Below are 13,912 nucleotides of genomic sequence, written 5' to 3'. Positions count from 1 at the left end.
TTAAGCTATGATTCTTTAAAATGTAGAATATCTCCATAATATCAATCCGGCGCAGAAATTATGGAAACTGCGTTTTTTTTAATTTTCCCTTGAATTTTTGGAATATTTTATTTAAAATGTATGAGTGATAGGAGGAATTTGATGAAAAAACTTACTTTGCTGCTCATGCTTGCTGGCGTGTTTTTTTCCTCCTGCAGCCTTCCTTCTATCTTTGATACCGATGATGATGCGGTTAGCGAGTGGCATGGGTTAAAGGTGCGCAGCAACGGTGTATCCGCAGCCTATATGGAAACGTACGAGGGGAAGGATGATGTGCTTAAAGTAGCACCCCCCCAGTCAGGCGGGTATACCTGGGCTCCTGTTTATTATGATTTGAGCGCTTATAAGGGAAAGCTAATTACCGTTGATGTTTCTTTTGAAGTGTATATAAAGTACTACACAAAAATTGTATGGCAGGCCCAGGCCGAGGATGAAAAACACAAGGCTTACCCTGTGATAGCAGGAAGCCTGAATGAGCTTTATACTACTACAAAACAGTGGTTCCCTGTTCAGGGCAGCAACACGTTTATTGTTGATGCTTCTGAAGATACTCCCCTATTTTATCTTGAGGCAAGTCCGCAATATGGTTTGAATAACCAGACCATTCATATTACTAATTTTAGTCTTGCCATAACAGTTAACAATACACCAGAACCCGATCCCATTCCGGATTCTTTTGTTGCAGTAGAAGAAATAGCCGATGTAGTCACAATCGCAACTGCCGGAACCCCTCTTGCTTTGACAGGCATAGTCAGTCCCGAAAATGCAACCAATAAAGTCATTATTTGGTCGGTAAAGACAGCCGGCAAAACAATGGCAGCAATTACAGGAAACACCCTCAGTGCGCTTGAAGCTGGAACCGTAACAATAACCGCAACTGTTAAAAATGGCACTGCAGTTGGAGTCAATTATACAAAAGAATTCAATATAGTGGTCAATACAGCCTTTATTGCAGTAACCGGCATCAGCGGTGTGCCCTCAACGGCAACAGCCGGAACCCCGCTTAACCTGACTGGTACAGTCGAGCCTCCCAATGCCACCAACAAGACTATTGTTTGGAGTATTAGCGAAGCAGGAACTACCGGTGCAACGATTAGCGGGAATACTTTAAACACCACGGCGGCTGGGATCGTAGAGGTTCAGGCGGCTATCGTCACTGGTCTTACCGCCAGTACCAATTACACCCAGTCTTTTTCAATAACCATAAACCCGGTTGTCCCGCCCTTTATTGCAGTCACCAGCATCAGCGGTGTGCCCACAACGGCAACAGCTGGAACCCCGCTTAACCTTACCGGTACAGTCTCGCCTCCCAATGCCACCAACAAGACTATTGGTTGGTCGGTTGTATCAGGACTAGGGAGTATCAATGACAATAATCTAAGCGCAACGGGAGCAGGAACAGTAACAGTTCGTGCGAGTATTGATAACGGATCTGCTATTGGGGAGGCATATACCAAAGATTTCCAAATTACTGCGAGCCTGCCCTTTGTTGCAGTTACCGGCATCAGCGGTGTGCCCACAACGGCAACAGTTGGAACCCCGCTTAACCTTACCGGTACAGTCTCGCCTCCCAATGCCACCAACAAGACTATTGCGTGGTCGGTTGTATCAGGACCAGGGAGTATCAAGGGTAATAATCTGAGCGCAACGGGAGCAGGAACAGTAACAGTTCGTGCGAGTATTGATAACGGATTTGCTATTGGGGAGGCATATACCAAAGATTTCCAAATTACTGCGAGCCTGCCCTTTGTTGCAGTCACCAGCATCAGCGGTGTGCCCTCAACGGCAACAGTTGGAACCCCGCTTAACCTTACCGGTACAGTCTCGCCTCCCAATGCCACCAACAAGACTATTGCGTGGTCGGTTGTATCAGGACCAGGGAGTATCAAGGGTAATAATCTGAGCGCAACGGGAGCAGGAACAGTAACAGTTCGTGCGAGTATTGATAACGGATCTGCTATTGGGGAGGCATATACCAAAGATTTCCAAATTACTGCGAGCCCGCCCTTTGTTGCAGTCACCAGTATCAGCGGTGTGCCCACAACGGCAACAGTTGGAACCCCGCTTAACCTTACCGGTACAGTCTCGCCTCCCAATGCCACCAACAAGACTATTGCGTGGTCGGTTGTATCAGGACCAGGGAGTATCAAGGGTAATAATCTGAGCGCAACGGGAGCAGGAACAGTAACAGTTCGTGCGAGTATTGATAACGGATCTGCTATTGGGGAGGCATATACCAAAGATTTCCAAATTACTGCGAGCCTGCCCTTTGTTGCAGTTACCGGCATCAGCGGTGTGCCCTCAACGGCAACAGCTGGAACCCCGCTTAACCTTACCGGTACAGTCTCGCCTCCCAATGCCACCAACAAGACTATTGTTTGGAGTATTAGCGACGCAGGAACTACCGGCACAACCATCATTGACAATACCTTGAGTATAGCCAGAGCAGGGACAGTACAGGTTAGCGCGACTATAAGCAATGGCGATGTCAACAAGGATTACACCCAAAGCTATTCTATTATTGTCAACGAGCCTAATACCGGCGGAATATCCTATACCAGCGGTTTGTCCTGGACGGAAGTTCCTCCTCTCAAGGATGCATATACGAATGATTTCCTTATCGGGAACATCACCGGCTCCAATCGACTCAGCGGGGATGAGTTTAATCTTTTAAAGAAGCATTACAATGTGGCTACCCCGGAAAATGACTTTAAGCCTGAAAATCTATACGGTTGGGGCGGCAGGACTCTGAATTTTGACAATGCAGACAGGATTGAAAGGGCCTTAAGCGCTGCAGGCATTAAGCTGCATGGACATACCCTGGTATGGCACCGGCAGACCCCTCAGTGGATGAATGACGGTGTTACCGCAGTCGTTGCCAAGGCAAATCTTGAAGCTCACGTTACCCAGGTAGTTACGCATTTTAAAGGGAAAGTAATTTCCTGGGATGTGGTGAATGAGGCCTTTAACGATGGCCTTTCAAATGGAAACGATTGGAGGGCTGCTCTCCGCAAGGATGTCCCCTGGTATCAGGCGCTCAATGAGGGTTATATCGAACTTGCCTTCCGGGCTGCCCGTGCGGCGGACCCGGATGCTATGCTGTATTACAATGATTATAGTTTGGATAATTTTGCCAAAGCCTCTGCGGTGGCGAATATGGTAGAGGAGATCAATAACAAGTACAAGGGCGAAGGCCATACCCGCAATCTTATTGACGGCGTGGGAATGCAGGGACACTATCAGACAACATGGTTCAATGTAAATTCGGTTAAGACATCCCTTGAACTATTCATCAGCAAGGGAGTAAAAGTGAGTATTTCCGAGCTTGATATAAGGACTGCCGACTATAAAGAAGGAACCAGCGCAGATACCACTATGAGCGCTTCTGCCCAGATTAGCCAAGGCAAAATGTATGCCCAGCTCTTCCAAATGTTGAAAGCTCATGCTGCAAATATTGAGCGGGTAACCATGTGGGGCATAGACGACAAAAACAGCTGGCTTTCGGCAGGCAATCCCTGTCTCTTTACCCGGGATCTTAAGGTGAAGCAGGCATTTTATGGGGTTCTGGATCCTGAAGGTTTCCTGGACTATTATAAGTAGTATTACTGCGAAACCAGGGCCCGGTAAATGTCTTTTGGCTGATTATTCCTGTCAAAGAGCAGAGGGTAATCCCTTCTGCCTTTTTCAGGATAGTCGTTTAGCCAGGTAAGGTTGTCGGAAAGCCCCCAAAGCACCAGCATGGTGAGTTTGCCCTCTCTGTATTTTTGTTCAGCCATATTAAACAGGCTGAGGTATAAATCTTTCTGTATGGCAAGGCGTTCCTGCAGCTCTGCTTCGGACAAGGTCAACGAAGTGTCTTTCCAGGCATAAAGGGATATATCAAGCTCGGTAATCTGTGACTTGAGCCCTAATGCCGCAAAACGGTCGATAGAGGCGCCTACCAGCCCGCCTATTTGTTCTACCAGCGGCCAGTTGTAGTGCATATGGCACTGAAAGCCAACGCCGTCAATAGGGGCGCCGTTATCAACAAGCCATTTTGCCAGATTGTAGAAGGCATTCTGTTTGCTTCCGTAATACTCGGTGCTGTAATCGGTAAGGTAGAGCTTGGCGTCAGGATCGGCCTCATGGGCCCACTGGAACGCTTTGAGCAGGAATTCCGGGCTGCCCGCTATCTGGCGGAACTTTGAATTCCTCAAGTCGCTGGTAATGCCTTCAAGGGTGCCTGATGCGCCTGATGCATCGTCGCTTATCATTTCATTGGCAACATCCCAGGAATCCACCTTGCCCTTGTAATGTGTCATTATAGTTTGAATGTGGTTTTTCATGTTGGCATAAAGCTCTTCTTTGGTAGCGGTTCCTCCGGATGCATTCTGAAAGAACCAGTCCCGTATTTGGCTGTGCCAAATCAGCACATGCCCCCGGGCTTTTTTTCCGTTGTCCTGGGAATACTGAACCAGCGTGTCCCCGTTCCCCCAGCTGAAATTTTCCCTGGATGGCTGCAAAGACTCGGGCTTCATCTCGTTTTCTGCTACATAGACATTGAAGTATTTCAGGAGGGGGTTTGGGCTGCTGCCCCAAAAGCCGCCAAAAGCTGACCTTTGGACTGCTACCCCAACCGGGAAGGGCCATTTTTGGTAAAGCAGGATATCTGCGGGATCTGTCGCGTCAGGTACAGTTTCTTCAGGAGTAAAGCTTGATGACATATTGCAGGCGGAAAGCCAAAAACATAAGGCTATTATAAAAAAATGCCATTTTTTCATCATTAACCATCCTTTATGGCTATCCTATTACAATATTGCCCAGGGTTCAAGCTTGATGCTTAGCCCCTTGCCATATCCTTTTTAAAGGGTTAGTTTTCTATATAATGGAAGTATATAGGCCTCTTCGGGCAACTCTCTTCATCTATGAACTGCTCAGGCTGTTCATTTTGGCTGGCATGTTTGCGTTTTTTTCCCCCATGGAGGGGGCCGAAAGGGGAGGGGTGTTCCCGTACCTTGTGTATGTTACGCCCAACGCCCTGTTTCCGCTGATTGCCCTCTTCCTGTGGCTGAGGCTCGGGGAGTTCAAGGCGTACCTTCCCCTCTACCTTGCGGGAAAGGTGATAGCCCTCATCGCCTTTTATGCATGGGCGGTTTTTTCCTTCAGGCCCGCATTGAGGGAGGCTTTCCTTGGCATGGATGCAGGAAGCATCGTGCATGGCATGGTGCTTTTGTCGGGCAGTTTTATTTTGAGTCTTGGCGACCTGCTTTCAATCTTTGGGAGTTGGCTGCTGTTTAATAAAGTAAAGTCGGAGGCAGTATGAGGATAATTCCTATTGCGAGCGGGAAGGGCGGGGTAGGCAAATCCATGGTGGCGGCGAATCTTGGGGTGGCTTTTGCCCAGGCCGGACAGCGGGTGGTTTTGGCAGACCTCGATTTGGGAGCTTCGAACCTTCACCTGGTGCTGGGCCATCAGTCGCCCAAAAACGGCATAGGCGTCTGGCTCAACGATACCAAGTCGGACTTTAACGAAGTCATAGCCGATACCGATATACGGGGCCTCAGGTTCATCCCGGGGGATACCGAGATACCTGGTACCGCCAATCTCAAGGCCTTCCAGCTCAAAGCCCTGGTGAAGCGCTTCATGGCCCTTAAGGATGATACGGACATACTTGTCCTTGACCTTGGGGCGGGCACCCATCAATCTATTCTGGATTTCTTCCTCCTCTCGGGCCAGGGCATAGTAGTTTCGGCTCCGGCAGTCACTGCGGTACTCAACGCCTATGTGTTCCTCAAGAACACGGTTTTTAGGCTTATGTTCACGTCATTCGGTAAAGGCTCCAAAGCGAGGACCTATCTCGAACAAGCCCGGAAGGATGGCTCGGGCCCGCAGAAACTGTATATCCCTAAATTGCTCCCGGAGATTAAAAAGATAGACGCCCCTTCTTACGAAAAATTCATGGCCCGCATTGCCAATCTCCATCCCCGCCTCATTATGAATATGATAGATGCTCCAAAAGACGCTGATGTTGCCATGAAGATACGCCGTTCCTGCGAAGAATACCTGGATCTTAAAATTGAACACCTGGGTGTGATTTACCGCGACAACATTCAGGACACGGCCCTTTCTTCGCGGCTCCCTGTGGTGCTTTACAAACCCAACTCCATACTCTCCCAGGCTGTCTACCGCATCGCCGATAAAATTCTCTCCACAGATCAGGAAGATACCTTCCTCAACGAAAAAGAAATTGAAGAAAGCTTCCAGGAAGCAGGCATGGAGGCGGAAATTGATTTTGAAAGCAAAGTTGATTATGTGGAGGATCTTCTCCATTCAGGGGCGCTCTCCCAGGGCGACCTTGTTGAGACCGTGAAGTCCCAGCAGATAGAGCTTGCAAAAATCAGGAAGGAAAACAACTTCCTCAAGTTCAAGCTCTCCAAGGCCATGGCCAAGGGATACAAACCTTAACAGGAAGCTATGGCCAACTCTGTCATCGCAAAGGGCGACGCTACCATCACCATAAATCCCCAGGAAACCGAGGCAAAGCTCATTTTTACCCCGGACCCTGACGGGCTTGGCTGGGATGTTGACGCGGTGAACAAGCTGGCTGCTGAAAACAATCTCACCCCGCCCCTCAATCCCAAAGATCTTGAAGCTTTCCTTTCGAAGGCAGGCAGGGCCAAAACAAAAGATCCTCATGAAATGCTCATCTATCAGGGGCTTCTCCCTGAAGAAGCAGTTCCCGAGGCCATCGCCTGGGAAGCCCTTCCGGTGCCTGCGGACATGGCTGTTTTTCAAAAAGAAACCCTTGACGCTGCTTCCCTTCCTGAGCTTTTCCGCGTCAAAGTGGAAAGGATAAAAAAAGAAAAAATCGTAAAAAAGCCAGGGGCTCTGCCCTTCATGCCGGTCAAGGAAGAAACAGTTGTCACTTATGATAAGAAAGAAACCCGCGAAGAGGTAATGGTTGATCCCGTAGTCAAAGAAATAAAATATGCCGACAAGGGGAAGAAGCTTGGGACTGTCACGCCCCCTAAACCGGGCAAGCCGGGCAAGAGCGTTTTCGGGAGGCCCTTGCAGCCCCAGCCCTTGCCCGAAGGCGGTTTCCTTCTCGGGGCAGGCATAGGCCGGGAAAAGAACGATCTTGTGGCCCAGGCTTCGGGCTTTGTGCGTATTGGCGAAAATTGGGCCGATATGCTGGCCCTGGCAAAACCAAGCTGGGAAATACGCACCGGGGCCGACGGCCTTACCCTGTTCTTTACGTTCCACCCCGGCGACCCCCGCTTTGCCCCTCCCAAGGCAGAAGATATACTTGCCGAGGCAAAGGCCAAGGGCGCAGCCGAGGAGAGCCTGGTAAGCTCAGATTCCCTTGACGGTGAAATCCAGGAAGCGCTTAAAACAAACATTCCCCTTGAAGCCTTCCCCCTGCTCCAGGCTTGGGAAGCAACAGCCCGGGTTGACATCAATCCTGATAATACTAAAGCTGCGCTTTATTTACGAAAAGGAACTGGCGGATACCAGCCCCTTGAGATGAAAGCTATCAGCCAGGTCCTTAAAGATTCCAAAGTCCAGGTTGCGGAACCGGAAAAACTAAAAGAGGCCATTAATTCATTTTTGCAGAGCAAGGCCCTTGAATTGAAGGATTATGTGCTGGCCCAGGGGAAGCCCTCTACAAGAGGCAAGGATAAAGAGCTGGAACTTTCTGTTCCTCTGCTTCCGGAAAATCAGGCAAAGGTAATACGGGAAAGGCTCAAAGGCTGGTGGGATGAAATCCGCGCAGGCGAGGACGGCCTGCTTCCCGATGAGATCACGGGCTTTGCCCTGGTGGAAAAAGGCGCGGTTGTGGGCAAGGTGTCCGCTTCCTCTGACGGCGAGGCGGGGCAGGATATTTTTGGCAAAGTGATACCGGGCCTTCCCGGGAATGACCCGGACCTGAAGCTTTTCAGGGGTCTTGAACTCCACGGTAGTACTATTACTGCGGGTAAGCCCGGTCTCCTTCTCATTAAAGCCGAGGATCGCAATTTCCGGGCCAAGCTTGTCGATTATCAGGATGCCAAAGTGGCTGTTCATATCAGCTCTGATGCCATGGAAGCCAGGGCGGATCTTATCCCCGAAGCAGGGGCCGGTATAGACCTTAGCCCTGAAAACGTACTAAAAGTGTTAAATGCCATAGGTGTGAAAAAGGGCATTGATAAAGATACAGTTGAAAAAGCCTGCGCTGTTGCCAAGGCCAAGGGCAGCGTTGCCGGCGTGATAGTTGCCACAGGTGTGCTTCCCGTAGCCAAAGGCGGCAGCGCCGTAAAGTGGCTTGTGCCTGTGAGCCCGCCCCAGCTTGCAGGAGAGGATGGAACAGGCGAAGCTCCGGGGAAAACTGTCCAGGTAAAAGCCAATACCCCCATTGCGGAGCTTTCCGAGCCTGCTGCAGAAGGCAAGAGCGGCTTCGATGTAAAAGGAAACGAGATCCCCAGCGATAAGGGCGCGGCTTTTGTTTTAGAGCACGATGATTCCATAACAGAGGAAGCCTGCGGCCCAGGGAAGCGCCTTGTTGCCGCAAAACCGGGCGAGCTTAGTTTTGACGGCAAAGTTCTTGAGATAGCTTCCCATAAAGAAATAAACGGCGATGTCGGCCCTGCCACGGGGAGCATTAATTTCCCTGGGGAAGTTAAAATTTCGGGCAAGGTGCTGCCCGGCTTCGCAGTGATTGGGGGCTTAAGCGTATTTGTGGGGGGTGTTGCCGAGGGGGCATTGATCTCTTCCGGCGGTAAGGCGACTATAGCCCAGGGCATAAAGGGCGGAAGCAAGGGCGTTGTCCGTGCCCATACGGCTATCGAAGCGGCCTTCTCTGAAAAGGCTACCCTTATGTCTGTCGGGGACATCGATCTTAAAAATGGTTCTATAATCAGCTTCATTAAAACTAATGGCAAACTCACTATTGCTGCGGAAAAAGGAAAGCTCATTGGGGGGGTGTGCCAGGCAAGAAATGGCATAGATGCTGCCAATGTAGGATCAGAAACCGGGGGCAGGACTGAAATTTCCTTTGGCCAGGATTATCTCATTAAGGATCAGATAGAGGCTACAGAAGAGCAGATAAACAAGGCAAAAAGCGATATCGCTAAAGTTGACGTTAAGATTAAGGTTTCCATAAAAAACCCCGAATCCCTCGAAAGGGTAAGGGTTGTAAAAGTAAAGCTTATAAAGAATCTTGAACAGCTCAACCTTAAACTATTTACCCTGAGAGAAAAATTCGAAGAGCACCACGAATCAGAGCTCCGCGTCCGGGGCACGATTTATCCGGGGGTAGTTATTGAAAGCCATGGCCGGTATTATGAAATCAAGCAGAGCCGCAGCAATGTGGTGTTTTATTTTGCCCGCGATGCGGGCAGGATTATGGAAAAGGCATTAATATAACGAGGTATCATGTTACTTTCAATTCAATTCCCTGCATGGCTTAACCCTGAGATAATCCCCGGCTTGCCTATACGCTGGTACGGCCTCATGTATATCGTGGCCTTCGGCGTGGCATTCCTTCTGTACCGCAGGCAGGTGAAAGAACGGAATTTCCCCATGACCGAGGACGATCTTTCGGGCCTTTTTTTCTGGGGCATACTTGCCCTTGTTTTGGGGGCCCGCATTTTTTCTACTGTTGTGTACGAACCGGGAGATGTATACAGCAAGGCGCCGTGGCTTGTGTTTTGGCCTTTCAGGGACGGGCAGTTCACGGGCTTCCAGGGCATGAGCTACCATGGCGGCGTAATTGGCGGCGCCTTTGCCATCGTTGTTTATTCATGGAAAAAGAAATTCGACTACCGCGAGATGGGCGACATGTTTGCGGCCGCCATACCCCTGGGCTATACTTTCGGCAGACTGGGGAATTTTATTAATGGTGAACTTTACGGCAGGATCACCGCGAGTCCTCTAGGCATGATATTTGCAACCCCGAACTTTCCTTATCGCGGGGCCATACTTCCAAGGGATAAATATTTCAATGTCATACGCGAAGGGGCTGAACAGCTCGGCCTTGCGGTAATAGCCGGCGCAAATGGCGCCCTCAATCTTCCCCGTCATCCGTCCCAGCTTTACGAAGCTTTTTTTGAAGGCATCGTGCTCTGGGCGATTATCTGGTTTTTCAGGAACCGCAAACCTTTCAAAGGTTTCCTCGTAGCCCTCTACCTCTCAGGTTATGGGCTTTTCCGTTTTTTTATTGAGTATTTCCGCGAACCCGATGCGGATCTGGGCTACCGTATTCAATTTGTGCCAAGTGATCTCCCTGCGGCCCTGAGCCATCCGCTGCTCTGCTTTTCGACCGGCCAAATCCTCAGTGTCGGGATGATACTTCTTGGAGTTGCCTGGGCTGTTGTCGCGAGCCGCCTCCCAGATCGTGCAGCAGTGCGCATATACCCTGACTCTGATTCAAAAGCCAACGGGCCTTCCCGGGATGTTCCCGGCGATAAGGCGCAGCCCAGAAACAACCGGCGGAAACAGAGGAAAGATTTGCGGCGCGGCAAGAAACGCTAGAAAATTTTTGCGGCCTGGGGTAAAATAAGCTATTGATGCACTACTATAGTACCCGCGATAAAAATACCGCTGTGAGTTTTGCAGATGCAGCCCTTGGCGGCCTTGCCCCCGATGGCGGCCTCTATGTTCCCGAGACTATCCCCCTCTATTCCGGGGCGGTTAAATCCTCCCTTGGAACCATGGATTATGCCGACATAGCCTTTGAAACCATCAAGCCATGGGTCGAGGCGGATATTCCCAATGCGGTTCTGGAAGATATGGTTCATTCGGCTTATCCCTTTGATGCGCCTTTAGTGAGCGTAGGCGACAGATTTGTGCTGGAACTTTTCCACGGCCCCACCGCAGCTTTCAAGGATTTTGGCGCCCGTTTTATGGCACGGTCTTTTTCGTACCTCCGCCGGGGCGAGGGGAAGCCGCTTAAAATTCTCGTGGCTACTTCGGGCGATACGGGAGGGGCCGTAGCCGATGGATTCTATGGTGTCGAAGGCATCAGCGTTACTGTGCTTTACCCCAAAGGCAGGGTGTCGCCCCTGCAGGAACGCCAGATTGCGGGCCTTGGCGGCAATATATCCGCCATCGCGGTGGAAGGCAGTTTTGACGATTGCCAGAGCCTTGTAAAGCAGGCCTTTGGCGATGAGGTTCTTAAAAAACGTTTGGTTCTCTCGTCGGCCAATTCCATCAATGTATCCCGGCTCATTCCCCAGGCTGCCTATTATTCTGCGGGCGCAGGCAGGGCTTCGGGCAAACAGAAAACCGGCCTCATCGTTTGCGTTCCTTCGGGAAATTTCGGCAATCTGACTGCCGGCCTTTATGCCTTTAAAATGGGCGCTCCTATTAATTTATTTATTGCGGCCACCAATATCAACAAGACAGTTCCCGACTTCCTCGAAAACGGAAAATACGAAGCCCGCAAATCACAGGCCACCCTTTCCAACGCCATGGACGTGGGCGCACCCAGCAACTTTGAGCGCATGGCTGCGCACTTTTCCTGGGAGGAAATGCGCCGGCTTATCCTTGGCGTTTACACCGATGATGAGGATACACGCAAAACCATTGGGGCTGTTTACAGGGATTGCGCTTATTTCCTCGATCCTCACACTGCCGTTGGCTGGCATGGGGTGGACAAGCTTCGTGATTCAGGAGCCCTCCCCTGCGGCCCCTGGGGTAAAGGATCGGAGAATCCCCTGGCTGTTCTTTCAACTGCCCATCCTGCCAAGTTCGCGGAAACCGTGGAGACCCTCACCGGCCCTGTCCCTCTGCCCGATTCGCTTAAGAAGGCTATGGACAGGAAGGCAGAGGCCCGCACTATTACTGCGGAATTTGAAGCGCTAAAAGAATTACTATTAGGAAATACATTATGAAGAATTGTCCCTGCGGATCGGGCCTGGATTTTGATGAATGCTGCGGCCCCTACATTTCGGGCGTAAAAGATCCCCCTACTGCCGAGGCCCTCATGCGGAGCCGCTACTCGGCTTATGCAGGGCATGCCATTGATTACATCATCAATACCTGTGACAGGGAAGAGAAAGATGCAATTGATGTAAAGCAGACAAAGGACTGGAGCGAGAAATCAACTTGGCTCGGCTTAAAGATCCTTTCTGTAGAAAAGGGCGGCATCGACGACTTAAAAGGCGTTGTCGAGTTTGAGGCCAGTTATGAACGGGACGGGCTCAAGGATGTGCACCATGAGAAAGCCCGGTTCAGGAAAATCGCAGGCAAGTGGCTCTATCAGGATGGAGACATTGCCCCGGTTACTGTTGTTCGTTCAGGCCCCAAGGTGGGCCGTAACGATCCCTGCCCCTGCGGCAGCGGCAAGAAATACAAACACTGTCATGGAAATTCCAGCGCAGCTTCCTATGGAGCAAATGTGTTACCTCGTAACACTTCCAATTAACGTAGCGGCAAAGCCGCTTTTTTAAAGGAGTACAAATGAAAATCGATCCGTCACTCAAAAACCTCAACGACATTTTCCCGCCTGATTTTACCGAAGATCAGAAGGCCCAGGCCAAAACCCTGTTCCTGAAAAACCTTTCCCTCGAAGCCCACCGCTTCTACGGCGGCAAGATGCAGACCGTTCCCAAAAGCGGCGTCTACGGCTTCAACTGGTTCAACGCCTGGTACACCCCGGGGGTTTCCAAGATATCCACCACCATCAGGGAAGACAAGGACGCGTCCTTTGCCCTTTCCAACCGGGGGAACCTTGTGGCTGTTGTTTCCGATTCCACCCGTGTTCTCGGCGATGGCGACTGCACGCCCCCCGGCGGCCTCGGGGTCATGGAAGGCAAGGCCATGCTCATGAAATACCTTGGCGGCGTGGACGCCGTGGCCCTCTGCGTGGATTCCAAAGGCGCTGATGGCAAGAACGATCCCAATAAAATCATCGAATTCGTAAAGATGTGCCAGCACTCTTTCGGTGCCGTCAATCTTGAGGATATAAGCCAGCCTAACTGCTTCAAGGTCTTGGACGAGCTCCGCGAGGCCTGCGACATTCCGGTATGGCACGATGACGCCCAGGGGACCGCCTGCATCACCCTGGCGGGCCTGCTCAATGCCCTGAAGCTTGCGGGCAAAAAGCTGAAGGACGCCAAAATCGTGCTCCTCGGCGCGGGGGCTTCCAACACCACCATTGCGCGGCTCATCCTCGCCGATGGCGGGGACCCTGCCAAAATGACCGTCTTCGACTCCAAGGGCAGCCTCCATTTGGGCCGCGAAGACATCAAGGGCGACAAGCGCAATTACCGCAAATGGGAAATTTGCGAAAAGACAAACCCCGGCCGTTCTCCTTCTGTGGAAGAGGCAATTAAAGGCGCCGATGTTCTCATAGCCCTGTCCACTCCCGGCCCCGACACGGTGAAGAGGGCGTGGATACGTTCCATGGCGCCCAAGGCCATAGTGTTCTGCTGCGCCAACCCGGTACCCGAAATTTGGCCCTATGCCGCCAAAGAGGAAGGGGCCTTCATTGTTGCGACAGGGCGCGGCGACTTCCCCAATCAGGTGAACAACTCCGTCTGCTTCCCCGGCATACTCAAGGGCGCGCTTTTGGTGCGGGCCAGAAAGATAACCGACGGCATGGCCATACGCTGCGCCCATTCAATCGCGGATTTTTCCGAGAAGCGGGGCATCACCCCCGACAACATCGTCGCGACCATGGAAGAGACCGATGTCTTCGCCGTGGAAGCGGCTGATGTGGCCCAGCAGGCGATCAAAGAGGGCGTAGCCAGGGTAGAATTAAGCTGGGACGAAGTCTACAAACGCGCCAGGGCCGACATCGAGGCTGCCCGTTCCCTTACCAACGATCTGATGAAACTGGGGCACATCAAAGAGCCTCCCCAGGAAATGCTTGAAGCAGCTTTGGAACAGGCAATTGCGGCAGTGAGGAAGTAAA

Annotated in this window: 9 protein-coding genes; 8 read left to right on the top strand and 1 reads right to left on the bottom strand. The window is 51.2% G+C overall.

The annotated features are described in order from the left end of the window. Positions 1-141: 141 nt before the first annotated feature. Positions 142-3,639: an endo-1,4-beta-xylanase gene (locus tag TREAZ_RS17545; RefSeq protein ID WP_015712817.1), complete on the top strand. Its 3,498-nt coding sequence runs from the start codon at positions 142-144 to the stop codon at positions 3,637-3,639. A gap of 2 nt (positions 3,640-3,641) precedes the next feature. On the opposite strand, the gene TREAZ_RS15365 is transcribed toward TREAZ_RS17545, so the two are convergent. Next, the gene (locus TREAZ_RS15365) at positions 3,642-4,802 is read right to left on the bottom strand and encodes an endo-1,4-beta-xylanase (protein WP_015712816.1); all 1,161 of its coding nucleotides are present in this window, start codon (positions 4,800-4,802) and stop codon (positions 3,642-3,644) included. 101 nt (positions 4,803-4,903) lie between these two features. On the opposite strand from TREAZ_RS15365, the gene TREAZ_RS15360 reads away from it, so the two are divergent. The 7 genes from TREAZ_RS15360 to TREAZ_RS15330 are packed head-to-tail and all read left to right on the top strand — an operon-like array spanning position 4,904 to position 13,911. Continuing rightward, positions 4,904-5,341, top strand: coding sequence for a hypothetical protein (locus tag TREAZ_RS15360; RefSeq protein WP_052297702.1), 438 nt, complete (start codon positions 4,904-4,906; stop codon positions 5,339-5,341). Then, positions 5,338-6,483, top strand: coding sequence for a nucleotide-binding protein (locus TREAZ_RS15355; protein ID WP_015712814.1), 1,146 nt, complete (start codon positions 5,338-5,340; stop codon positions 6,481-6,483). Before TREAZ_RS15360 ends, TREAZ_RS15355 begins: the two co-directional genes overlap by 4 nt. Before the next feature lie 9 nt (positions 6,484-6,492). Beyond that, positions 6,493-9,420, top strand: coding sequence for a FapA family protein (locus TREAZ_RS15350; RefSeq protein ID WP_015712813.1), 2,928 nt, complete (start codon positions 6,493-6,495; stop codon positions 9,418-9,420). Between the two features lie 9 nt (positions 9,421-9,429). Next, entirely contained in the window at positions 9,430-10,527 is a 1,098-nt protein-coding gene (gene lgt, locus TREAZ_RS15345) for a prolipoprotein diacylglyceryl transferase (RefSeq protein WP_015712812.1), read from the top strand. A 35-nt stretch (positions 10,528-10,562) separates the two neighbouring features. Beyond that, positions 10,563-11,888 carry a threonine synthase gene (gene thrC / locus TREAZ_RS15340; RefSeq protein ID WP_015712811.1) on the top strand — a complete coding sequence of 442 codons (1,326 nt, stop codon included), beginning with the start codon at positions 10,563-10,565 and terminating at the stop codon, positions 11,886-11,888. Further along, the gene (locus TREAZ_RS15335; RefSeq protein ID WP_015712810.1) at positions 11,885-12,421 is read left to right on the top strand and encodes a YchJ family protein; all 537 of its coding nucleotides are present in this window, start codon (positions 11,885-11,887) and stop codon (positions 12,419-12,421) included. Before thrC ends, TREAZ_RS15335 begins: the two co-directional genes overlap by 4 nt. 35 nt (positions 12,422-12,456) lie before the next feature. Further along, positions 12,457-13,911, top strand: a complete 1,455-nt coding sequence (locus TREAZ_RS15330) for an NAD(P)-dependent malic enzyme (protein ID WP_015712809.1) — start codon at positions 12,457-12,459, stop codon at positions 13,909-13,911. The last annotated feature ends 1 nt before the right edge of the window (position 13,912 follow it).

The sequence above is a fragment of the Leadbettera azotonutricia ZAS-9 genome, assembly GCF_000214355.1.
GTDB classification, from domain to species: Bacteria; Spirochaetota; Spirochaetia; order Treponematales; family Breznakiellaceae; genus Leadbettera; species Leadbettera azotonutricia.
The sequence above is the reverse complement of the archived record's forward strand: the minus strand, read 5'-3'. Positions and strand labels throughout refer to the sequence as shown.

Excerpts from the sequence above, each read along its gene's own strand:
- TREAZ_RS17545 (WP_015712817.1), top strand. The coding sequence starts at position 142 with ATGAAAAAACTTACTTTGCTGCTCATGCTTGCTGGCGTGTTTTTTTCC.
- TREAZ_RS15365 (WP_015712816.1), bottom strand. The coding sequence starts at position 4,802 with ATGATGAAAAAATGGCATTTTTTTATAATAGCCTTATGTTTTTGGCTT.
- TREAZ_RS15360 (WP_052297702.1), top strand. The coding sequence starts at position 4,904 with ATGGAAGTATATAGGCCTCTTCGGGCAACTCTCTTCATCTATGAACTG.
- TREAZ_RS15355 (WP_015712814.1), top strand. The coding sequence starts at position 5,338 with ATGAGGATAATTCCTATTGCGAGCGGGAAGGGCGGGGTAGGCAAATCC.
- TREAZ_RS15350 (WP_015712813.1), top strand. The coding sequence starts at position 6,493 with ATGGCCAACTCTGTCATCGCAAAGGGCGACGCTACCATCACCATAAAT.
- lgt (WP_015712812.1), top strand. The coding sequence starts at position 9,430 with ATGTTACTTTCAATTCAATTCCCTGCATGGCTTAACCCTGAGATAATC.
- thrC (WP_015712811.1), top strand. The coding sequence starts at position 10,563 with ATGCACTACTATAGTACCCGCGATAAAAATACCGCTGTGAGTTTTGCA.
- TREAZ_RS15335 (WP_015712810.1), top strand. The coding sequence starts at position 11,885 with ATGAAGAATTGTCCCTGCGGATCGGGCCTGGATTTTGATGAATGCTGC.
- TREAZ_RS15330 (WP_015712809.1), top strand. The coding sequence starts at position 12,457 with ATGAAAATCGATCCGTCACTCAAAAACCTCAACGACATTTTCCCGCCT.